Below are 22,891 nucleotides of genomic sequence, written 5' to 3'. Positions count from 1 at the left end.
TATCTTTATCTGACAATGGCACCTCAGGGTGCCATTTCTTTTGGATGACAGTGCATTAACGGATGATCCCGCGCGCTGAGCGAGAGAAAAAAGATTTATAAGACTGAAGTATTTGCCATTCTCTGGCCAAAACCTCAATGTCCTGACTGACATCCGCCACCAACTTACCGGTATGGTAAATAAGCTGATAGGCGTTTTGAACCGCTTGGCAATCATCACTGTTCAACCAGTCGTCCCCCATTCCTGCTGCTCGGATACCCACCGGCACGGCACGATTACCCCCCGCAATCACATAAGGGGGGATATCCTGCACCACGCAGGCGCTTTCATTGACCAAGGCATGGGTGCCAATAACACAAAACTGGTGCACAGCACTGGCCGCGCAGATAATGGCGAAATTATCGACCTCTACATGTCCGGCTAATCCTACATTCGACGCCAATAAGCAGTGGTTACCGATAATGCAGTCATGGCCAATATGCACATGATTCATCAGACTATTGTCATTACCGATACGTGTTATACCGTGTCCTTGAGCCGTGCCACGGTGTATCGTGACATTTTGCTGAATCAAATTGCGGTCGCCAATGATAACCTGGGTAGGCTCCCCCTGGTACTTAAGATCCTGATTAACCTCTCCAATAGAGGAAAATTGTCCAATATTATTGTCACATCCAAGCTCGGTAATACCATTAATTACAATATGCGATTTAAGCACCGTGCCGGAACCAATAGTGACTTGAGAACCAATGTAACAAAAGTGACCAATCTGTACATTCGCACCAATCACCGCACCCTTCTCAATAATTGCAGAAGCAGAAACTATCGCGGTGTTATCAATCAAGCTATTTAACTCTCCAGATGGAGGACTCACATTACTACTTTGTGGGTAACTTCAGCGTCGACTAAGGACTAATCCATCCAGTGGTTTAATCAAATTTACAGCCATAAATGGTCATACAACGAAAAAAGGCCACCATAAGGCAGCCTCATTTTAATTCGATTATAAACTAGTTAAGCTGTGGTATGGGTACAAATGTACTGATTAGCCTGCTCACCATCAACCACCGCCAAACGGATTGGCAGCGCGGAAATATTGAGAGAAGCAATAACTTGCTCCTGGCTGTTGGCATTTTGGAATATTAACGCCTCGCCCTGACCTTCTGGATTAACTTTTACAAACTGGAACACTGATTTATCAATGGTCAATTGCTGATTCGGGCCGTCTAACACTGCGTTCAGGCTGCCTCCCTCTTTCAATTTACAATCAAGATTTATCAATGAGGCCCCAGCGGCCTGAACCTGGTGCGAAATGCTACCTAAAGTAGCAGATATGCCGATGATAACAGCGGCCAACGTTGAATATTTCATTTTATTAAGTTTCTTGGTTAAATTTCGGCGTTAGTATGCCATATCTGGCGTCTGAATAGGCATCTGTTGTCTGAGAGGCTTCAATATAAATTACATATATATCAATGGTTATCTGGCCCACTGCGGTTTATTCAAAATGTGGTCTTGCCAGTCGATAACCTCGCTCTCACGTACGGCAATATGGCGTACCGAGATCCGCTCACCGTGCATCGCAGATTTTGAACCGGCTAACAGTGGATGCCAACTCGCCAGGCCACGCCCCTCGCCCACCATCCGATAAGCACAGGTGGGTGGCAACCACTCAAACGTTACCAAATTCTCTCGGGTTAACTTGATGCAGTCTTCTTCTAATTCAAAGCGGCGCTCATAATTACGGCACTGGCAGGTTTTGAGATTGAGCTGATCACAGGCCACATTGGTGAAATAGATTTCATCCGTGTCCTCATCAATCAGTTTATTCAAGCAACATTGGCCGCATCCGTCGCACAGTGATTCCCATTCACTATCTGACATTTCAGCGAGTGTTTTTTGTTGCCAAAAAGGAAGTTGTGACATATCGGTATCCGGTGTGAATAAATGAGCGGGTCGTTATAGACGCTTTGGCGGTCAGATGCAAGTGTTGCCGCCCAGCCTGATGGCATAAGCGGCAGCGATGCTCTTAGATTATGCGGGTACTCAACGTTTTACCATTTAGCATAACTTTCAGCATATCGCCTGATTTCATCGGCCCGACGCCCTGTGGAGTGCCCGTCAGAATGATATCGCCAGCACGCAAAGTAAAGAAACGGCTGATGTAACTGATTAGCGGAATGATGGGGGTGATCATATCACGCGTGTTGCCTTGCTGACGGACCTCATCGTTAATGATAAGCGATAAGTCAGCCTGTTGCGCATCACCAAACTCCGCCACCGGTATAAAACCGGAAATCGGGCAAGAACCGTCAAATGCTTTCGATTTCTCCCACGGCTGACCAGCCTTTTTCAAGCCAGATTGCAGCTCACGCAGTGTCAAATCCAATGCGACACCGTAACCGGCGATTGCGCGTGCCACTCGGTCTTCACTGGCTTGTTTTAACGGAGTACCGATCAAAACGGCTAATTCTACTTCATGATGAACCTCACCGAACTCTTTCGGGATCGATACCGGCTGGCGAATATCACATAGCGCTGTTTCAGGTTTAATAAACAGCACCGGTTCAACTGACACAGTACTCCCCATCTCTTTAATATGTTCGGCATAGTTACTGCCAACGCAAACCACTTTACTCACTGGAAAATCCAGCAAAGCCCCTTGCCAGTCTCTATGTTGATACATACTGCCTCTCCTGAATTAACATCCTGTCTGAATTTACATCTTGATTGGCTCTTGCCGCAGCGACACAACCAAGTCATACCACGATTAGGTGTTCGCAGACATTATTGACTTACGCTATCTGCCATCATACCAATACTAATAGCGAAATAGTAAGAACGGTTCCAGTGCATAATGGTACGAAAATTATCATAAACCAGAAACGCCCGCCCTTGCACATCATCAGGTACGATGACCCAAGCCCGGAGATCTGAGTTGGCAAAGTTACCGCCGGGTATCGCCATTACCCCGAGTTGCTGCCATTGGGCGACGCTTTTGGCTTGGCTGTCTTTTAAGCCCGCCAGCTTAATATCAAATCCTTCGGGCAGCGTCGCTTCCTGGCCCCAATCAACACCCGGTTTCCAACCTTCAGTAGACAGATAGTTAGCTGTCGAAGCAAAGACATCATCGATATTATTCCAAATATCAATTTTCCCATCGCCATCCCCGTCAGCGCCATAGGTCAGGAAAGAGCTAGGCATAAATTGACTCTGCCCCATCGCACCAGCCCATGATCCTTTCAACTCGGGGTCATCAACTTTGCCTTGCTGAATGATTTGCAATGCAGCTATCAGCTCTTTAGTGAAGAATGCCTCACGCCGCCCTTCAAATGCCATGGTTGATAAGGCAGAGATGACATCCTCTTTACCTTGAAACTTGCCAAACCCACTTTCCATGCCCCACAGCGCCACGATGTAACGCTCAGGCACACCATAGCGCGCAGTAACTTGTGATAACTGAGGCTGATAGCGCTGATAAATCTCTTTACCTTGCGCGACTTTCGCCTCAGTCAGAACTCTGGTCAGGTAATCATCCAGTGTGACTTTCTTTTCTAACTGATTGCGGTCTGACTGAATGACTCGGTCAACAAAATGAATATTGGCAAACGCTTTATCAAGCGTAGCCTCGCTGATCCCCTTTGCACGAGCTTGGGCCTTTAATTGTTCGACATAAGCAGGAAACTGCGCCGGATCACGCCCTTGCTGGGATAATGTCATTTTAGTACTGTTCTTGGCCGCAGCCGGTGGTGAATCCAGCATGGTTGGTGGCGCGGTTGCTGGTGTTGGTGCCGCAATCGGGGCCGCAGCATTTTTATTGGCACATCCCACTGAGATGAGCGTCACCAGAGCAACTGCAATCATTGACAATTTCATCGACGCATTCCTGTGTAAAACAACAACCAGAGAGGAAGCTGGAAATATAAAATCAACCGGGGCTGATACATGGACATCCACCTTAGGGTTGTGATGGATGCCATCACGGTAGGCAGTTTTGATGAAAATCAACGTTATACGGTAGTATCGCCCAAGTGCATTTTCAACAAACTTTCGAGTGGCGGTGGGACTTGCAGATAAAAACCCTGCTCAATGAGTGCACTTTTTACCTTCTCGACATCCGCTGTCGCCAACGTTTTGCGTTCATTTAATGAAAGCAGCATCGCAAATTGCGGCTTGCCAAAACTGGTAAGTAATTCAGCCGGCACTCTGGAAAAATCATCTTTCTTTTCAATATATAGGTAGGTTTGATCCCGTTTCGGGCTTCTATAGATAGCACACAGCATGTTTGGACTCTATTTGATAAATTCAATAATGAGACTGTATATACCCTAAATCATTCGAGTTACAAGAAGGCGGCCAACGCACATGCAGCTTGAAGTATTACGGGTATAGTTAGCATAGTATTATAACACGCTAGCCTGGCTCAGATGCTTGGGATATCAATAGATATTGATGCCTATACTGCTAGCACAGGGATCAGATACAGCATATTGACGTTTATCATTTTCGGCGCGCCGAGCTGGGTAATGTTCTTGCTGTTGGCATTTAGCCTGCTTTTCGTTTTCCCGTTTTGCCGCTTCGGCATCTATCCGCGCTTTCTCCTCATCCAATTGCTTTTGCCATGACTCAGCACTTGTCGCCACCGATCCAAGCGCCTTACGTTTTTCAAGATAATCGGTGGGAACCTTACTGTCTTTTGGGATTTCGGCGTGATAGCCAAAGTCAGCCCATGCAGTAAATGCAACAGGTAAAGCCATAACACAGATAAATGATAGTGGGATGAAATTCCTTTTCATCGTTGATGTTCCTCAGATAGATTGATGCAGAAACCGCAAAATATCACAAAATGATTATCATTCTCAATATAGAATCATTAAAAATAGCACTGATTAGTGCCATTTATCACTCAGCTTTAATTACCCATGCCAGCGGCAATGTGGTGATACACAGATTACTGGGTGAGATTTCTCTGAAATAATAGTGTGAGGTATTTCACTAAGTCGATAATAACCACACTCAATATCTCTATTTCATCATCTTGAAAGTGATAATAATGGTGAGTCATTACTCTATTTTATAAAAAACAACTTCATCTGATAAAAAAATGACTCATCTCTGATTAAAAATGGTCACTTTTATGGGCGACGTCAAACCCGCCATCAGCATGTTTGCTTGTTGAAAAAATACACAATTTAACGGTGGGAGTGATAACCGCCAAATATAGGCAGGTCAGGGCTAGCGAATAAGCGGAAGTTATGCTGTAATTTCTTGTCAGATTGAAGTCATTATGACCTTAAGATTTCAATATATTGATACGGATAGATTTATCTTTATATTACCTATAACATGCTTGGGAACATCAGAATATTGTACCCCGAGTGGTATTTTGGGGATTAAACGTAGCTGAAACTGAGTCAGGATAGATGTCACAATCGCCAATTGAGTTAAAAGGCAGTAGTTTTACCCTATCGGTCGTTCATTTACACGATTCACGACCGGAGGTAATCCGTCAGGCATTGCAGGAAAAGGTGGATCAAGCCCCCGCTTTCCTGAAAAACGCCCCTGTTGTGATTAACGTTGCAACGTTACCAAACGGTGCTAACTGGAAAGATCTCCAACAGGCTGTCACTTCAGCAGGTCTGCGTATTGTTGGCATCAGTGGTTGTCAGGATGAGCGTCAAAAACGGGCGATAGCACGTGCAGGTTTGCCGTTATTGAGTGAGGGTAAAGGCCAGAAAATGGCACCCGAGCCCGTTATCAGCCCGCCGGAAAACGCGCCGACCAAGACACGTATCATCAACACACCTGTCCGTTCCGGCCAACAGATTTATGCCCGTAATTGCGATTTGATTGTTATCAGCAGTGTCAGTGCCGGTGCTGAATTAATTGCCGACGGCAATATTCATATCTATGGAATGATGCGAGGCCGTGCGCTAGCAGGTGCATCCGGGGATGCCCAATGCCAGATTTTTTGCACACATTTAGGCGCTGAGCTCGTCTCTATCGCGGGGCAGTACTGGTTAAGTGACCAGATCCCGCGTGAGTATTTTGGTCAGGCCGCACGTCTGCATCTGCTGGATAACGCATTAACTATACAACCTTTAAATTAAGCCCTTTTGACAAGGAATCCATTTCATGGCACGCATTATTGTTGTTACATCGGGTAAAGGGGGCGTTGGCAAGACCACATCAAGCGCGGCTATCGCAACCGGCTTGGCCCAAAAAGGTAAAAAAACCGTCGTTATCGATTTCGATATCGGCCTACGGAATCTAGACTTGATCATGGGATGTGAACGCCGGGTAGTTTATGATTTTGTTAATGTGATTCAAGGTGATGCCACTTTGAACCAAGCATTAATAAAAGATAAGCGTACAGATAATCTGTACATTTTACCGGCTTCTCAGACGCGCGATAAAGACGCCCTGACCAAAGAGGGTGTTGAAAAGATTTTAAACGATCTTGGCGATATGAATTTCGAGTTTGTGGTATGCGACTCCCCTGCGGGTATCGAAAGCGGCGCTTTGATGGCGCTCTATTTTGCTGACGAAGCCGTTATTACCACTAACCCTGAAGTCTCCTCGGTTCGTGACTCTGACCGCATCCTCGGGATACTGTCCTCCAAGTCGCGCCGCGCAGAGAATGGCCAGGATCCAATTAAAGAACATCTGCTGTTGACCCGCTACAATCCTGGGCGTGTTAATCGCGGCGATATGCTTAGCATGGAAGATGTCCTCGATATTCTGAGGATCCCACTGGTTGGCGTTATTCCAGAAGATCAATCTGTATTGCGCGCCTCGAACCAAGGCGAGCCAGTGATTCTGGACAAAGAGTCAGATGCCGGTAAAGCTTATGACGATACCGTTGACCGTTTGCTAGGAGAAGAACGCCCCTTCCGCTTCATCGAAGAAGAGAAGAAGGGCTTCCTGAAACGCCTTTTTGGGGGATAAACCATGGCTTTGTTAGACTTTTTTCTGTCCCGCAAAAAACCGACAGCCAATATAGCCAAGGAACGGCTGCAAATTATCGTCGCTGAGCGTCGTCGTGGGGACAGTGAGCCCCATTATTTGCCTGACTTGAAACGCGATATTTTGGCGGTTATTTGTAAATATATACAGATCGATCCTGAGATGCTGCATGTGCAATTCGAGCAGAAAGGGGATGATATTTCGGTACTTGAACTTAACGTGACATTACCGGAAACGGAAGAAACGCCTAAATGATTTCTTCGCAATAACTACCCCCTGTATTTATTTACAGGGGGTACTTTCATTTAGTTAACTGTATATATATCCAGCCCATTGTGCTATTCAATATATCTGTCACTGAAACAAGAAAAATCTTAATCTCTATTTCAATTAGTCATAAAGTACTTATGAATTAAAATTGAAACACCCAGAGTGAAGCCCACCCCACTCTGAATATCGATTAATACTGTTTCAAAATCTCAGCCAATTCCGTAGACAACAAATCGCCCCGCCAGCCACTTAATAATTCAGGCTGAGTGTCAGTTGATTTTAGTTTCCAATGCCAACTGAGTAATTGGTTTATTTGACGACGTGACGCCAGTAACTCACTACTCAGTCCACTACGTTCACTGACTGACTGGATCAACGCTTTAATATCTTTAAAGACTTTCTTGTAGCCGGGTTGGTCGATCAGGTTAGCTACCGGTTGCGGCAGCTGCTCTTCCGTTACAGCATTCCCCTCAGCCACCAGCGCCAACAAGGTACGCCCATGATAGCGAATCTCCTGCCCACTCAGGCCAAGGGAATCTAACTCACCCAGCGAGGTTGGCTGATAACGGGCGACTTGCCACAGATTCTCTTCACGCACGACAAAGTTAACCGCCAGATCACGCTCACGCGCCTGACGCAAGCGCCATGCCGCCAGCTTCTGCAAACATGCCAACTGATGGCCACGTAACTGCCAGGCATTGGTTATCTCACGGTAGGCCAGCTCAGGGTCAAGTGTTTCACTGCGACGGCGACACAGTAGTTGGCATTCATCTATCGCTGCATCCATTCGCCCAGCAGCTTCGGTGGCTTCCACTAATTTAGCTGCCAAAGGTAACAGATAGAAAACATCAGCGGCGGCATAATCACACTGTTTTTCACTGAGTGGACGGGCAATCCAGTCGGTACGTGATTCACTTTTATCTAGCTCAACACCTTCAAACTCATTTACCAGCATGGCAAAACCGCAAGACAGGGTTCGGCCAGAAAATGCCGCCAATACCTGAGTATCAATCATCGGCGTTGGCATCCGGCTAAAGGCATTTAAGAACACCTCGAGATCTTCGCTACCAGCATGCAGATATTTCACCACATTCAAATCTTGCAGTAGCTCACTGAAAGGTTGCCATTCAGTGATGGGCAAGGGGTCTATGAGTGAAAGTTGTTCACCGTCATACAGTTGAATCAGGCCCAACTGAGGATAGTAGGTGCGCGTTCTGACAAATTCCGTATCCAGCGCGACATGAGCATGTGTCCGGGCTTGTTCGCAGACCTGCTGCAACGCACTATTGGTCGTGATCAACTGATAATTCAAAACGTGATTCTCTTGGTCGTTAGTCTATGACAAACACAACAACGCCGGCGATGACCGGCGTTGTTGATGATGATTGAGTGACGCTGTTAAGTTAGGCTGCGTCTTGGTTGCTACCTTTAGCCTTAACTTGTTCGTCACGCAGTTCCCTACGTAAAATTTTGCCGACATTCGATTTCGGCAACTCGTCGCGGAACTCTACTATTTTCGGTACTTTATACCCTGTAAGGTAGCGGCGGCAATGGGTTAGCAGCTCTTCAGGTGTCAGTGAGGCATCTTTTTTCACGACAAACAGTTTTACCGTCTCGCCAGAGACCTCATTAGGCACGCCAACCGCAGCAGATTCCAGCACTTTCGGATGTAACGCTACCACATCTTCAATCTCATTGGGGTAGACGTTGAAACCAGAGACCAGAATCATATCTTTTTTACGATCAACGATACGTAAAAAACCTTGTTCATCAAGGGTTGCGATATCGCCAGTTGCCAGCCAACCGTCTTTCAGCACTTCATCCGTCGCTTCTGGCCGCTGCCAATAGCCTAACATAACTTGCGGACCACGCACCCATAGTTCACCCGGTTCGCCCAATCCAACTTCGTTACCCTCATCATCCACCAGCCGAACATCGGTAGAAGGGACAGGCAGACCAATACTGCCACTGTAGTGTTTCAAATCATAAGGATTACCCGTCACTAACGGCGAGCACTCGGTCAAACCATAACCTTCCAGCAGATGTTTCCCAGTCAGTTTTTCCCATCGTTCAGCAACCGCTTTCTGCACTGGCATGCCGCCACCCACAGAAAGGCGCAGTGTGGAGAAATCTAACTTGGTGAACTCTTCATTATTCAACAAAGCATTAAATAACGTATTTACACCCGTCATGGCGGTGAATGGATAGCGACTTAGCTCTTTTACCATTCCCGAAATATCACGCGGATTGGTTATCAATAAACTGCGACCACCTAACTCAATAAACAGCAGGCAGTTCATGGTTAAAGCAAATATGTGATAGAGGGGGAGTGCCGTGACCACCAGCTCGTGGCCGGGTTGCAGCAAAGGTGCATAAGCCGCTTTCGCCTGCTCCAGGTTCGACTGCATATTGCGGTGTGTCAGCATTGCGCCTTTCGCCACCCCCGTCGTACCTCCGGTATATTGCAAAAATGCCAGGTCAGTATTGATAATATCCGGTTTAACATATTGCAGACGGCGACCTTTTTGCAGCGCAGTGCGAAACGAAATAGCATCGGGTAGATAATATTTCGGTACCAGTCGCTTGATGTATTTCACCACGAAATTAACCAGCGTCCCTTTGGCCGTCGACAACTGATCACCCATGCGAGTTAAGATGACATGTTTGACTTGGGTTTTAAAAACGATCTTTTCCAGCGTGTGAGCGAAGTTGGAGACAATAACGATTGCCACAGCTCCGCTGTCATTCAGTTGATGCTCTAACTCGCGCGGGGTATACAGCGGGTTAACATTCACCACCACCATACCCGCACGCAAAATACCAAACAAAGCTATGGGATATTGCAGCAAGTTGGGCATCATCAAGGCGACACGGTCACCTTTTTGTAACCCTAAACCTTGCTGTAGATAGGCGGCGAAAGCACGGCTACGCTCTTCCAACTTACGGAAGGTCATCACCTCCCCCATATTGATGAACGCAGGTTGGTCCGCATAACGCAGTGCGGCGTTCTCAAACATTTCCACCAAAGAAGAATAGCGATCCGGGTCAATCTCTGCGGGGACATCTGCCGGATAACGCTTTAGCCATACTTTTTCCAAGGTAGCACTCCTGAAATTATTATTGATCGCCAGAGTAAGACGCAAATTCACACCAGAACTTTAACAATATTTTAACTCAGCTTACCAGTTTGCTTTCAAACAATTTTGAGGTTGGGATATACGTCACTATTTTCTGGCGCCGAGATCTCAAAAATAACTAAGGCAGCCAATGCCGCCCATTAAAATTCAATAAAATCAAAATATTACAGGCGATTTTTAGCATTTAAAGCCATAACCCTTTGATTATATAATCTTTTATGTTTTATCGACGTAAAAAAGGCGCTGAATTCAGCGCCCTTCATGCCATTACACCCTAACATCTGGCAGCAATTGAAACCGGTCAGACTACCTACTCCGTAACAATAGTTTGAATCTGTGCTGGTCCCGGGTTGTACCAACCACCCCATCCCGGCCCCCACATCCCAGGGTTGTGGTAACCCCACGGGCCCATTGCCGGTGGCATCATCACTTGTTGTGCAAGATTCCAACGTTTGTAACCTGTGGCATTTATCACCACAAAGTCATACGGCGTCATCCCAATTTTACCGGCTTCAACACCGGTAATCGGCCCAACCACGGTCACCAGGTGACCACGAAAATCAACTGGCTCAAGGAAACCATTAACATAGGCTATCACTCGCCCTTGTGACGGCTCCCCCAAAATAGGTCTGGCACCCGAGTCTAAGGGTACGCTGGCAATTTCAAGCCGGGTGCGATGCGCTTCGTTGGCCACATTGATGACGGTCCCACCAAAACGCGCCTCCTGGCCTATAAAGACCTTCGGATCGGTTCGAACCAAATTAAGATTTTGCTGCGGCGTCGCAGTGGTACCCTGAATAGCAGGCGGGACAGTAACACAGCCGGACAGAAGCAAAACGCCCAATCCTAGCCAGCCACACGTCCATTTACGGCTTCTATTCTTTATAGATTGAGTTGTTGACGTATTTATCGCCATAGTGTGCTGCTCCTTATCATATCTATAGCTATCTGAATATTTTAGACTCTAAACAGGATGACAAGTTGCTATATCGTTAATTTTTCACATTTCCGTGGCGCAGTGCAGTTCTAACGGCCTGGCAGTTTTTTCCAGGTCACTTCATTTCTCAGATACACTGGCTCGGCATTTTCCACACTCACTATCCGCCCGTTCGCCCATGATGATAATGCCAGTGGCAACATATCCTCTGCCTGCGGCAGTAGCATCTGCCCGTCAGCCAGCACCACGTTATCGCTGCTAACCAGATCAGGATACGTCTGCCAGCCAGTGCCTACTGTGGCCCAATGGCCGCTCAGTGATGGCGCGTGTGCCAAGACTTGTGCCGGCGTCATTACTGCCTCAGTCTGTTCACCAAGCCAATCGCCTTGTGCGTCACGCTCAAACTCACCCCAATAGACTTCCCCCATGCGGGCATCAATCGCAGCCAATACGCGAGACGCGCCTGTCAGACGGAATGCCCCCTGAGCCATGGTCTGTAAGGTGGAAATACCTATCATTGGTAAGTCTGCGCCCAGAGCCAATCCCTGACCAATACCGATACCAATACGGACACCGGTAAAGCTACCAGGGCCACGGCCAAAGGCCAATGCATCGAGTTGCGTCAGTGATAAACCTGATTCAGCCAGTACTTGCTGCACCATCGGTAAGATTCGTTGGGTGTGTTCCCGTGGACAAAGCTCAAACAACGCCTGAACTTGGCCGTTATTCCACAATGCAACAGAACATGCTTCTGTTGCGGTATCGATCGCTAAAATTCGCGTGGACATGCCAACCTCGGCAGGAAAAGAGTATGAATTCAATACAGGGCGCGCATGATAGCACACCCCTCCTCGCTTTTCCCTTAATCGCGTTGCTTGAGAAAAGCGATGGCTTTCGCCAAATCACGGGTGCGGGGTGCTGGCGGGAGACTATTAAGGAACATCGCGCCATAAGGGCGCATCACCAGGCGATTATCACAGATAACCAGCACGCCGCGATCGTCGATGTCACGAATCAAACGCCCCACACCTTGTTTCAAGGTAATAACGGCATCAGGCAATTGCACATCATTGAACGGGTCACCACCACGTAGACGGCAATCTTCGATGCGGGCTTTCAACAAAGGGTCATCCGGTGAGGTAAACGGCAATTTGTCGATGATGACACAAGATAACGCGTCGCCCCGCACATCCACCCCTTCCCAGAAACTGCTGGTCGCCACCAGCAGTGCATTGCCTGCTGCTACAAACTGTGCCAGCAACTGCCCCTTGCTGGTTTCGCCTTGCACCAAAACAGGTAGCGTCATGCTAGCGCGGAACTCTTTGGCTAAACCACGCATCATCTGGTGTGAGGTACACAAAAAGAAGCAACGCCCTTTATTGGCATCAATCAGTGGCTTTAGCATCACCGCCAGTTTACGGGCAGCCCCAGGTTCATTTGCCGAAGGCAAATTGCGTGGCACACAGAGTAATGCCTGATTGGCGTAATCAAACGGACTGGGCAGGAGTAGCGTTTTGGCGTTCGTTAGCCCCAACCTTGAGGTGAAATGTGATAACTGATCATTAACCGACAGTGTGGCAGAGGTAAAAATCCAGCTTCCCGGTTTTTCTTCTATCAGCTCACGAAAACGATCAGAAACCGACAACGGTGTCAACGCCAGTACGAAATGGCGTGAATTACACTCATACCAATAGCTGTAGCCGGGTGTAGTGACATCTTTTAAACGCTTAAGGCGGTTGCGATACACCGTTGCACGTTCAAAAGCAGCATCCAGCATGGCTGAACGGCCAAGGGAAAGCTTCATCACGTCATAACACAACTCCAGCGCATCATCGAGCAACAGCAACGCCCGCTGAATCGCCGGTTGTTCCAGTACATCACGTAAATTGCCGCGATATCCCGGGTCGCCGAGCACCAGACGGAAATCTTGCGTGCTTTGCGTCAGACGGTCGGCGCTTTTTTGCAATTGAGCGGAGTCACGCACTTCGGTGCGATAGGCAATAATAATATCTTTTGCCAAATCCATTAGTTGTCTACTGGTCAGTTGCTGACCAAAGTATTGGCTGGCAATATCGGGGATCTGGTGGGCTTCATCGAAAATCATCACATCTGCGGTGGGGATCAGTTCGGCAAAACCGCTCTCTTTCACCACCATATCCGCCAAGAACAGATGGTGGTTCACCACCACTATATCTGCATCCATCGCCTTACGGCGGGCTTTGACCACAAAACAATCTTTATACAGCGGGCAATCACTACCCAGACAGTTATCATTGGTACTGGTGACCAACGGCCAGACAAAGCTATCCTCAGCCACCTGGCCACAGGTACTGATATCACCATCGATGGTTTCGGCTGACCAGCCACGCAAACGAACCAAATCAACCAATGTCTCACTGGCTAATTCACCCCCGGCCAATGATTGCTGTTCAAGTCGTTCCAGACAAAGATAGTTTGAGCGCCCCTTTAATAAGGCCAGCTTCCCTTTGTATTTGAGAGCAGTCGCTACCGTGGGTAAGTCACGCGAATAGAGCTGATCTTGTAACGCTTTCGAACCTGTGGAGATAATCACTTTGCAATCAGCACGCAGTGCGGGCGCCAAATAGGCAAATGTTTTACCGGTACCGGTACCTGCCTCTACCACCAATTGTTGTTTGGCATCAATAGATTCACTGATGGCCGCCGCCATTCGGCGCTGAGACTCTCGGGGGTTAAAACCTGTAATGGCCTGCGCTAATGCGCCATCTGTTGCAAAATCGTCTGTCACGCGTTCTCTTCCGGGCGAAATCAGCGGTGATTATGCCAAGCCTATCGCCCCGCGACCACACATTCTCATCATAAGCTATGCTACCCTACTACTGATAACTGACATTGACATTCACACAAGGGAGTGAAAATGAGTATTGAACGAATTAATCCAGAAAAACGTTGGTCAGATGCTGTGGTATTTAACAACACTATCTATTACACCAGCGTACCGGAAAATCTGGATGCAGACGCCACGGCGCAAACTGCCAACACACTGGCTGCAATAGATATGATGTTGAATCAGCTCGGTTCAGATAAAAGCCGTATTTTGGATGCCACCATTTTTCTGGCAGACAGTGCGGACTTCGCGGCGATGAATGCGGCGTGGGATGCCTGGGTGGTTGATGGCAATGCGCCAGTGCGTTGTACCGTCGAAGCCAAATTGATGAATCCGAAGTACAAAGTTGAAATCAAAATTATTGCGGCTATTTGATTTTGCGATCTGCGGGGCGACTGCACTGATGGGCACTCTGACGGCTCGCGCCCCTTGTATTTTAAACAAATAAGGACCCATTCAGTACATTTCCCCGCTTATCAGCTTCGATTAAAAACTGTCACTCGATATACCCAAAGTAATTGGAGTTGCAGGTAGGCTGCCAGCAAACAATTCCCGATGAGCTTACACCGGTAAGTGATTCGGGTTTGCGCGCGCAGCCAACACCCCTGCAGCTTCAAGTACAAAGGGGATATCAGGACAGCTTAATCATCACCATGCCAGCCAGTAGCAAAATCAGGCCGATCCAGCCTTTATAGTTCAGTCGCTGATTAAACAAAATCCAACCTGCGGCCACGGTGGCGGCAATACCGAACCCGCCCCACAAGGCATAAGCCACTGATAATTCAATGCCTTTCACTGCTTGTGCCAAAGCACTGAATGCCCCTAACACTGACAGCAGTGATAATATGCCTAACCATACCCGGCGAAAACCATCTGACATTTTCAGCAAGATATTGGCAATGATTTCCAGGATGACAGCCAAAATCAGAAACGCAATATGGTAAAACTCAAGCTGTTGCATGCTGCTCACCTGAATTGTTGTGCGGTCTGCTTGGTTTCTTCGGCTTACGCGTCCCTGACTTCACTAACATTATGCCGCCGATCAAGGTCACTAAACCGGCAATTTTCAGTGGTGATAAGCTTTCATCAAACCACAGCACGCTAAACACAGTAATAATCAGGATGCCAATCCCTTCCCACAGGGCATAGGCCACGCCTAGCGCGACTTTCTTCACTGCCAGAGCCAGTAAAATGTATGAACCGGTTATCATAAAATACATCACGATATGCCCGGTCATTTCACCACTGACACTGGCATATTTCATTGATAACGTGCCGATAATTTCTGCGACAATCGCTAAACCTAAAAATATCCAATAAATCATCATTCTTCTCCTAACACAGCTACCCTATCGATTTCAAAGTGCAAGCAGCGACCTCAAAGAGGCGAGGCCCATGGACGGCCGAGTAATAAGTGGCCAACATCCCTACTATTTGAAAAGTGACGGGTAAAACGCACGCTAAGGTCTATTTGTTACGGTTATCCTAATTTGATGCCCTATTCACAAGGAATAGACATGCGCAGGCCGTAAGAAATAGAAACTCACTTGGCGTATAAACTTTTTTATACCCTAAATAATTCGAATTGCCGGAAGGCGCTAAGCAAGAGACCCCCGATGAGCTTACATCAGTAAGTGATTCGGGTGATTGAACGCAGCCAACGCACATGCAGCATGAAGTATGACGGGTATTTAAGATGGAAGAATAAAGACGCTACAGCTCGCTACACCAGTGATGCTCACTGGCCAGAATGGCTGACAGGAAAAGTTGACAGGTAGAAGGTTTGAAAGTAATTCCATTAGTTTTAATCATAATATATCTCTTTTTTTAGCCACACATGCTTTAGCTACATACTTGTTTGCCAAACCTAGTGTGATACGCCTAAAACCCTCATCAAAATGGAATAATTCACTGCTGTATTTTTACCACAGCCAATTTTATAAAGCAAACCATCAATTTTATAAATAGTTTAAAAAAATAGATTATAAAATAATAAGTTAGTGGTTCTAAAAAAACAAAACCCCTGCATGGCAGAGGTTTATAGTTTGACGAGATTATGCGAATTATCTCGTCAGTTCAGGAGGTTAGAACAGCTTATGCTGTTGCACCCGCCACGGCTTGTTTGGCTAATTCAGTAATACGAGCGTAGTCCCCTTTTTCCAGCGCATCTGCCGGAACCAACCATGAACCGCCAATACACAATACGCTTTTCAGCGCCAGGTAATCACGGTAGTTATTCGGGGTAATGCCGCCGGTTGGGCAGAAACGCACTTGCGAGAATGGGCCGCCGATGGCTTGCAATGCTTTAACACCACCGTTAGCTTCTGCCGGGAAGAATTTAAACTCACGCAGGCCATAACTCATACCCAGCATCAGTTCTGAAACGGTGCTGATCCCAGGAATTAATGGGATTGAGCCTGCAGTGGCTGCCTTAAGTAATTCATCAGTCAGCCCTGGGCTGATAGCAAATTGCGCGCCAGCCTCAACCACATCAGCCAACTGCTGTGGATTGAGCACAGTACCTGCGCCGACAATCGCCTCAGGAACTTCTTTTGCGATAGCACGGATAGCCTCAACAGCACAAGGGGTGCGCAACGTCACTTCCAGCACCCGAACACCGCCAGCCACCAGGGCTTTTGCCAACGGTACCGCCTGCTCGAGCTTATTAATCACAATCACCGGGACCACGGGGCCTGCGGTCATGATCTGTTCTGCGCTCGTTTTCCAGCTTTTCATCAGTTGTTATCTCCACTTATGCCGATTGGCATGTACTCACCCGAGGGTGCCAGTTGAAATATGGCAGGCAGAACATGTATTCCTGCTTCTGTCTGCCATAAAGAATCACAATGCGAGCCAGCTAACGACTCTTTATTATTGCGCCTAGGTGAGGCGCTGTTATCGGGAATATACCCGTCATACTTCAAGCTGCATGTACGTTGGCTACGCTCAATAACCCGAATCACTTACTGATGTAAGCTCATCGGGGTTAATGAGCCTCATCCTACGGGCTAGCATAAATACTGTTCAAATCGCTTCCCGACCGATTTGTCTCTCGCTTGCCGCCTTCCTGCAACTCGAATTATTTAGGGTATAGTCATAACCTAAATATTTATTCGAACTCATTCCATGAACGACCGTCGCGGGTAATCATGGCAACGGATGCCACCGGCCCCCAGGTTCCAGATTGATATGGCTTAGGTGCGTCATTATCAGCCGCCCATGCATCCATAATGGAATCGACCCATTTCCACGCTTCCTCAACCTCATCACGGCGCACAAACAGTGCCTGAATACCACGCATGGTCTCCAGCAACAGACGCTCGTAGGCATCAGCAATATGCTGCTCGTTAAAGGTTTTGGAGAAGCTGAGGTCCAGCTTGGTGGTTTGCAGACGGTGTTTATGCTCCAGACCTGGCACTTTATTCAGCACTTCAATCTCGATACCTTCATCCGGTTGCAAGCGGATCGTCAGCTTGTTTTGAGGCAATTGCTGATAAGACTCGCGGAACAGATTCAGTGCCGGATTTTTAAAGTAAACCACCACTTCAGAACATTTTGTTGGCAGGCGTTTGCCGGTTCTCAAATAGAACGGCACCCCAGCCCAACGCCAGTCATCAATATCGACACGGATAGAAACAAACGTTTCAGTGTTGCTGTTCTTATTCGCCCCTTCCTCTTCCAGATAGCCGGGTACTTTATTACCCTGGACAAAACCGGCGGTATACTGACCACGTACTGTGGTTTCCCGCACATTGGTGTGGTCGATACGGCGCAATGATCGCAGTACTTTCACTTTTTCATCACGAATTCGGTCAGTACTGAGATCTGCTGGCGGTGACATGGCAATCATGGTCAGGATTTGCAGTAGATGGTTCTGGATCATGTCACGCATCTGGCCGGCTTCATCAAAATAGCCCCAGCGCCCTTCAATCCCGACCTCTTCGGCAACCGTGATCTGCACATGGTCAATAGTGCGATTATCCCAGTTAGAAGCAAACAGTGAGTTAGCAAAACGCAGAGCCAACAGGTTCAGTACTGTCTCTTTACCTAAATAGTGGTCGATACGGTAAACCTGACACTCGTTGAAATATTCTGCCACTTGATCGTTAATTACCCGAGAAGAGACCAAATCCTTCCCTAACGGTTTTTCCATTACCACACGAGCAGGCTCTTTATTCAGCCCTGCTTCGCCCAATCCTTTACAAATTGCACCAAACGTATCGGGCGGCATGGCAAAGTAGTTAATGGTGGTACGACTTTTTTGATCCAGCATCTTGCCCAATTTGGCAAAGTGTTTGCTGTCATTGACATCCAAATTACAGAAGTCGAGACGAGAACTGAGCTTTTGCCACAATTCATCATCCATCTTCTCTTTCATAAAGGTATCGAGGGCTTCCTTTACCACGGCTGTGTACGCGTCTTTGTCCCACTCGGCACGGCCTACGCCGATGATGCGAGTATCTGGGTGGATGTGACCCGCTTTCTCTAATTGGTAAAGGGAAGGCAGCAGTTTCCGGCGAGCCAAGTCTCCCTTAGCGCCGAAAATCACCAGATCACACGCCTGGGCTGCCTGGGCTGTATTAGTTACCGCCATGTTATTCTCCTCGTTGCAGGATATTTGTAATTTTCTTACATTACTAATGTACTCTCTTTGACTATAGCCAGTAAACCCAGATAAAAGCAGAGCAAAAAAGGTTAAAAAACATCCATCAGGGTGCCAAGCCGCGCCAAATCAGGCCGTGCAACTTTAAAATGTAATTTTATGACGTTTTTGACAACTATTTACCATTATGAAAATTAGACACAGGTCATATTCTGGTGAAAAAACCTTACTTCCCACCCTATGCCACTGCCAACGGGTCCCAGCTCGTAGTATATTTTCATTAAACTGGCATAGATTTCTCCTTTAAATGAAATCGGTAAAACCCATGGGTGACTCTCGATATATGAATACGCTGGAAAATATCCAAAATAGTCTGGACCTCCTGAGCAAATCAGAAAGGAAAGTCGCCGAGGTGATCCTCGCCTCCCCACAAACTGCCATCCATTCAAGTATCGCGACACTAGCCAAAATGGCGAACGTTAGCGAACCGACGGTTAACCGTTTTTGCCGCCGACTGGACACCAAAGGTTTCCCTGATTTTAAACTGCATTTGGCGCAAAGTCTGGCAAATGGCACACCTTATGTGAACCGCAATGTCGAAGAAGATGATAGTGTAGCTGCTTACACGACAAAAATTTTCGAATCGACCATGGCCAGCTTGGATATGGCGAAAAACAATTTAGATATTGCGGCCATTAATCGGGCAGTAGATTTACTGACTCAGGCGAAGAAAATTTCGTTCTTTGGCCTTGGCGCCTCTGCCGCGGTTGCTCACGATGCGATGAATAAATTTTTCCGTTTCAATATTCCGGTAATTTATTTCGATGACATCGTTATGCAACGTATGAGTTGTATGAATTCCAGTGAGGGTGATGTAGTGGTATTGATCTCTCACACTGGCCGGACGAAAAACCTGGTCGAGTTGGCCCACTTAGCCCGTGAAAACGATGCCACAGTGATTGCTATCACCTCGCGTGATACACCGCTGGCAAATGAAGCAACACTATCACTGCTGCTGGATGTGCCGGAAGATACTGATATGTACATGCCGATGGTCTCCCGTATTGCTCAATTGACATTAATTGATGTGCTGGCAACCGGGTTTACCCTACGGCGTGGAGCAAAATTCAGGGATAACCTGAAACGTGTGAAAGACGCCTTGAAAGAATCGCGCTTTGATAAAGGTTCGCCGCGCGTCAACAGCGGTGAATAACGTCAAGGGCAGAAGTCGCTTTGTTTTGTGTTAGCGCATCTTCTGGAGTAATAATTTGACGTATTATTGGAAAATAGTCCTTGTATGGCGGCGGTAAACGTTACCAAAACCGATAAGGGGTAAATAGCTCGCTTTTGTAATGTTGTCATTGATGTATTGGTGGTGCTCGGATGGGGCCATTTATGCATCAATCGTTTTACATCCGCAAGCGGATAACATGCATGGCGCTGTGTGGTAAAACAGGGTTATCGTATCGCATGTCGTCGTAAAATTTGATCTTAATTACATTTTACTATCGGATTCATTATCCGCTGTTTTAACAACACCATGCTTCATCAGTCAACGGAGTAAGAGATGTCCAGACGGCTCAGAAGGACCAAGATTGTTACTACACTGGGGCCGGCTACCGACCGCGACAATAATCTGGAAAAGATTATTGCTGCTGGTGCTAACGTAGTCCGCCTGAATTTTTCCCATGGTAGCGCCGAAGATCATGAGTTGCGGGCCAATAAAGTCCGTGAGATCGCTGCAAGATTAGGGCGCCATGTTGCTATTCTTGGCGATTTGCAAGGTCCTAAAATCCGGGTATCTACTTTTAAGGAAGGCAAAGTATTCCTTAACGTACATGATAAATTCTTGCTCGATGCCAATATGGCAAAAGGCGAAGGTGATAAAGACAAAGTCGGTATCGATTACAAAGGCCTACCCGCTGATGTGGTTCCTGGTGATATTTTGCTGCTGGATGATGGCCGGGTACAATTAAAAGTCATTGAAGTCCAGGGCATGAAAGTGTTCACCGAAGTTACTGTCGGTGGCCCTCTCTCCAATAATAAGGGCATTAATAAGCTCGGTGGCGGTCTGTCGGCAGAAGCGCTGACAGAAAAAGACAAAGCCGATATTATTACCGCCGCTAAAATCGGGGTGGACTTCCTGGCTGTTTCGTTCCCACGGACTGGCGAAGATTTGCATTATGCCCGCCGTTTGGCGCGTGATGCTGGCTGTAATGCACAAATCGTGGCAAAAGTTGAGCGTGCTGAAGCGGTTGCAACCGATGAAGCTATGGATGATATCATCCTGGCCTCTGATGTAGTGATGGTTGCCCGTGGTGATTTGGGGGTAGAAATTGGTGACCCAGAGCTGGTGGGAATTCAGAAGAAACTGATCCGCCGTGCTCGTCAGCTTAACCGTGCGGTTATCACCGCGACTCAAATGATGGAGTCAATGATAACCAACCCGATGCCAACCCGTGCGGAAGTGATGGACGTTGCTAACGCCGTGCTAGATGGTACTGACGCTGTTATGTTGTCAGCAGAAACCGCTGCCGGTCAGTATCCAGCAGAAACTGTTGCTGCTATGGCACGAGTTTGTCTGGGTGCGGAGAAGATCCCAAGTATCAATGTGTCTAAACACCGCCTTGATGTGCAATTCGACAATGTCGAAGAAGCTATCGCGATGTCGACCATGTATGCAGCAAACCACCTGAAAGGTATCACGGCCATTATCGCCATGACCGAATCTGGCCGTACGGCACTGATGATGTCCCGTATCAGCTCCGGTTTGCCTATCTTTGCGATGTCGCGTCATGACCATACTTTAAATCTGACGGCAATCTACCGTGGTGTCACGCCAGTTTATTGTGATACCCATACTGATGGTGTTCTGGCGGCCAGTGAAGCTGTCAGCCGACTGAAAGATAAAGGTTTCCTGGTCTCAGGTGATCTGGTTATTGTAACGCAGGGCGATGTGATGGGGACTATTGGTACGACCAATACCAGCCGCATCCTACGTGTTGAGTAGTTTGCTGTAGCCAATAAATGCAAAAGCCCGCGACTAAAATGTGCGGGCTTTTTTATGTTTAATCACGATAGCGACTGTTAAATATCCTTACGAACATAAGGCTCTATCTCACCCTCTTTACGGGTTTTCAACAACTTAAGAATCCAGGTATATTGCTCCGGGTTGGGTTTGACCAACAACTCAACTTCTTCATTCATACGGCGGGCAATATAGGCGTCATCAGCATCAGCCAAATCATCCATCGGTGGACGAATATAGATATCAAGGCGGTGTTCGCGATAATTATAGACTGGGAACATCGGTACGATTGCCGCACGACATACTTTCATCAAACGCCCCACTGCTGGCAAGGTCGCCTTATAGGTGGCAAAGAAATCAACAAATTCACTTTGCTCAGGGCCATAATCTTCATCCGGCAAATAGTAGCCCCAGAACCCCTGGCGCACTGAACTGATAAATGGCTTGATGCCACTTTCACGCGCATGAATTCGCCCACCAAATCGCAAACGGGCACTATTCCATAAATAATCAACTAGCGGATTGCGCTGATGGTGGAACATACCGGCAACTGGTTTGCCCTGTTCTGCGAGCAGCATTGCCGGTATATCGATCGACCAGGCATGTGGCACCAACAAAATGACATTACGCTGCTGCTGCTGCAACTCGTCAAGAATCTCCAAACCGTGCCAATGAACCCGAGAGAGTACTTTCTTCGGTTCACGAAAGCACAGTTCTGCCATCATCATCAACGGTTGCGCCGCAGTGGCAAACATCTGGTCAATGATATGTTCGCGCTCAGCTTCCGGCAGCTCTGGCATACAATAAAGAAGATTAATCCGCGCGCGACGACGGGCGCTCTTGGCAAACTTGCCCGCCAGACGGCCAATCCCTGCTAACAAAGGATCGCGGAATTTCGGTGGCACATAAGCCATCGCGGCCATAGAACCGGCCCCCAACCATACCCCCCAAAACCGTGGGTGGAGGAAAGATTTCTTAAATACCGGAATAAAGCCAGCGGCGTCATGTTTATCTTTATGCATGGGGGAACTCTTGGAATTCTGTGGGCTAATAATAGTATACCCTTCATCCTTGAAGCCGCAGG

The 22,891-nt window shown here is 47.5% G+C and carries 23 protein-coding genes; 6 read left to right on the top strand and 17 right to left on the bottom strand.

From position 1 onward, the window contains the following. Positions 1 to 55 precede the first annotated feature (55 nt). The 7 genes from lpxA to ACWJJO_RS10320 form a co-directional block, all read right to left on the bottom strand. Positions 56 to 844, bottom strand: a complete 789-nt coding sequence (gene lpxA / locus ACWJJO_RS10350; protein WP_083158981.1) for an acyl-ACP--UDP-N-acetylglucosamine O-acyltransferase — start codon at positions 842 to 844, stop codon at positions 56 to 58. A gap of 170 nt (positions 845 to 1,014) precedes the next feature. Then, positions 1,015 to 1,371: a hypothetical protein gene (locus ACWJJO_RS10345; RefSeq protein ID WP_481090997.1), complete on the bottom strand. Its 357-nt coding sequence runs from the start codon at positions 1,369 to 1,371 to the stop codon at positions 1,015 to 1,017. A gap of 108 nt (positions 1,372 to 1,479) precedes the next feature. Then, positions 1,480 to 1,926 (bottom strand): YcgN family cysteine cluster protein, encoded by a 447-nt coding sequence (locus tag ACWJJO_RS10340; RefSeq protein ID WP_005190942.1) that lies wholly within the window; start codon positions 1,924 to 1,926, stop codon positions 1,480 to 1,482. A gap of 103 nt (positions 1,927 to 2,029) precedes the next feature. Continuing rightward, positions 2,030 to 2,686 (bottom strand): fumarylacetoacetate hydrolase family protein, encoded by a 657-nt coding sequence (locus tag ACWJJO_RS10335; RefSeq protein WP_083158983.1) that lies wholly within the window; start codon positions 2,684 to 2,686, stop codon positions 2,030 to 2,032. 101 nt (positions 2,687 to 2,787) lie between these two features. Beyond that, a complete protein-coding gene (locus ACWJJO_RS10330; protein WP_193784667.1) occupies positions 2,788 to 3,876 on the bottom strand; it encodes a lytic murein transglycosylase in 1,089 nt (362 codons plus the stop codon). A gap of 134 nt (positions 3,877 to 4,010) precedes the next feature. Further along, the gene (locus tag ACWJJO_RS10325; protein WP_083158984.1) at positions 4,011 to 4,283 is read right to left on the bottom strand and encodes a YcgL domain-containing protein; all 273 of its coding nucleotides are present in this window, start codon (positions 4,281 to 4,283) and stop codon (positions 4,011 to 4,013) included. A 156-nt stretch (positions 4,284 to 4,439) separates the two neighbouring features. Beyond that, the gene (locus tag ACWJJO_RS10320) at positions 4,440 to 4,796 is read right to left on the bottom strand and encodes a hypothetical protein (RefSeq protein ID WP_193784668.1); all 357 of its coding nucleotides are present in this window, start codon (positions 4,794 to 4,796) and stop codon (positions 4,440 to 4,442) included. Between the two features lie 627 nt (positions 4,797 to 5,423). On the opposite strand from ACWJJO_RS10320, the gene minC reads away from it, so the two are divergent. The 3 genes from minC to minE are packed head-to-tail and all read left to right on the top strand — an operon-like array spanning position 5,424 to position 7,221. After that, positions 5,424 to 6,110 (top strand): septum site-determining protein MinC, encoded by a 687-nt coding sequence (gene minC, locus ACWJJO_RS10315; protein ID WP_083158986.1) that lies wholly within the window; start codon positions 5,424 to 5,426, stop codon positions 6,108 to 6,110. Between the two features lie 25 nt (positions 6,111 to 6,135). Beyond that, the gene (gene minD / locus ACWJJO_RS10310; RefSeq protein WP_005190923.1) at positions 6,136 to 6,948 is read left to right on the top strand and encodes a septum site-determining protein MinD; all 813 of its coding nucleotides are present in this window, start codon (positions 6,136 to 6,138) and stop codon (positions 6,946 to 6,948) included. Between the two features lie 3 nt (positions 6,949 to 6,951). Next, positions 6,952 to 7,221 (top strand): cell division topological specificity factor MinE, encoded by a 270-nt coding sequence (gene minE / locus ACWJJO_RS10305; RefSeq protein ID WP_002211180.1) that lies wholly within the window; start codon positions 6,952 to 6,954, stop codon positions 7,219 to 7,221. A 205-nt stretch (positions 7,222 to 7,426) separates the two neighbouring features. On the opposite strand, the gene rnd is transcribed toward minE, so the two are convergent. The 5 genes from rnd to yoaA form a co-directional block, all read right to left on the bottom strand. Next, positions 7,427 to 8,548 (bottom strand): ribonuclease D, encoded by a 1,122-nt coding sequence (gene rnd / locus ACWJJO_RS10300; RefSeq protein ID WP_083158987.1) that lies wholly within the window; start codon positions 8,546 to 8,548, stop codon positions 7,427 to 7,429. 91 nt (positions 8,549 to 8,639) lie between these two features. After that, on the bottom strand, positions 8,640 to 10,334 hold the full coding sequence (fadD, locus tag ACWJJO_RS10295; protein WP_083158988.1) for a long-chain-fatty-acid--CoA ligase FadD: 1,695 nt from the start codon (positions 10,332 to 10,334) through the stop codon (positions 8,640 to 8,642). Between the two features lie 349 nt (positions 10,335 to 10,683). Further along, the gene (locus tag ACWJJO_RS10290; protein ID WP_372569132.1) at positions 10,684 to 11,289 is read right to left on the bottom strand and encodes a Slp family lipoprotein; all 606 of its coding nucleotides are present in this window, start codon (positions 11,287 to 11,289) and stop codon (positions 10,684 to 10,686) included. A gap of 110 nt (positions 11,290 to 11,399) precedes the next feature. Continuing rightward, positions 11,400 to 12,098 carry a tRNA (adenosine(37)-N6)-threonylcarbamoyltransferase complex dimerization subunit type 1 TsaB gene (gene tsaB, locus ACWJJO_RS10285; protein WP_481090996.1) on the bottom strand — a complete coding sequence of 233 codons (699 nt, stop codon included), beginning with the start codon at positions 12,096 to 12,098 and terminating at the stop codon, positions 11,400 to 11,402. A gap of 74 nt (positions 12,099 to 12,172) precedes the next feature. Beyond that, positions 12,173 to 14,077 (bottom strand): DNA repair helicase YoaA, encoded by a 1,905-nt coding sequence (gene yoaA / locus ACWJJO_RS10280; RefSeq protein WP_481090995.1) that lies wholly within the window; start codon positions 14,075 to 14,077, stop codon positions 12,173 to 12,175. A 129-nt stretch (positions 14,078 to 14,206) separates the two neighbouring features. Between yoaA and ACWJJO_RS10275 the strand changes: the two genes are divergently transcribed. Further along, positions 14,207 to 14,551 carry a RidA family protein gene (locus ACWJJO_RS10275; protein ID WP_083158990.1) on the top strand — a complete coding sequence of 115 codons (345 nt, stop codon included), beginning with the start codon at positions 14,207 to 14,209 and terminating at the stop codon, positions 14,549 to 14,551. Between the two features lie 256 nt (positions 14,552 to 14,807). Here the strand turns inward: ACWJJO_RS10275 and mdtI are convergent, their stop codons facing one another. The 4 genes from mdtI to zwf all read right to left on the bottom strand — a co-directional run bounded on the left by mdtI (position 14,808) and on the right by zwf (position 18,770). Beyond that, on the bottom strand, positions 14,808 to 15,137 hold the full coding sequence (mdtI, locus tag ACWJJO_RS10270; RefSeq protein WP_005163022.1) for a multidrug/spermidine efflux SMR transporter subunit MdtI: 330 nt from the start codon (positions 15,135 to 15,137) through the stop codon (positions 14,808 to 14,810). After that, positions 15,124 to 15,501: a multidrug/spermidine efflux SMR transporter subunit MdtJ gene (gene mdtJ, locus ACWJJO_RS10265; RefSeq protein ID WP_372569879.1), complete on the bottom strand. Its 378-nt coding sequence runs from the start codon at positions 15,499 to 15,501 to the stop codon at positions 15,124 to 15,126. Before mdtJ ends, mdtI begins: the two co-directional genes overlap by 14 nt. A 769-nt stretch (positions 15,502 to 16,270) precedes the next feature. Further along, complete coding sequence (locus ACWJJO_RS10260; RefSeq protein ID WP_083158992.1) at positions 16,271 to 16,912, bottom strand: bifunctional 4-hydroxy-2-oxoglutarate aldolase/2-dehydro-3-deoxy-phosphogluconate aldolase; 642 nt, start codon at positions 16,910 to 16,912, stop codon at positions 16,271 to 16,273. Between the two features lie 373 nt (positions 16,913 to 17,285). Continuing rightward, positions 17,286 to 18,770: a glucose-6-phosphate dehydrogenase gene (gene zwf, locus ACWJJO_RS10255; RefSeq protein WP_372569131.1), complete on the bottom strand. Its 1,485-nt coding sequence runs from the start codon at positions 18,768 to 18,770 to the stop codon at positions 17,286 to 17,288. Positions 18,771 to 19,122: 352 nt separating this feature from the next. On the opposite strand from zwf, the gene ACWJJO_RS10250 reads away from it, so the two are divergent. Both ACWJJO_RS10250 and pyk read left to right on the top strand, forming a co-directional pair. Continuing rightward, positions 19,123 to 19,992 carry a MurR/RpiR family transcriptional regulator gene (locus tag ACWJJO_RS10250; RefSeq protein WP_083158994.1) on the top strand — a complete coding sequence of 290 codons (870 nt, stop codon included), beginning with the start codon at positions 19,123 to 19,125 and terminating at the stop codon, positions 19,990 to 19,992. Positions 19,993 to 20,346: 354 nt separating this feature from the next. Then, the gene (gene pyk, locus ACWJJO_RS10245) at positions 20,347 to 21,789 is read left to right on the top strand and encodes a pyruvate kinase (protein WP_083158995.1); all 1,443 of its coding nucleotides are present in this window, start codon (positions 20,347 to 20,349) and stop codon (positions 21,787 to 21,789) included. Between the two features lie 77 nt (positions 21,790 to 21,866). On the opposite strand, the gene lpxM is transcribed toward pyk, so the two are convergent. After that, positions 21,867 to 22,829: a lauroyl-Kdo(2)-lipid IV(A) myristoyltransferase gene (gene lpxM / locus ACWJJO_RS10240; protein ID WP_083158996.1), complete on the bottom strand. Its 963-nt coding sequence runs from the start codon at positions 22,827 to 22,829 to the stop codon at positions 21,867 to 21,869. Positions 22,830 to 22,891 lie beyond the last annotated feature (62 nt).

This window comes from Yersinia antarctica (assembly GCF_056636475.1).
Note: the sequence above shows the minus strand (reverse complement) of the source record. Positions and strands in the feature narration are given on the sequence as shown.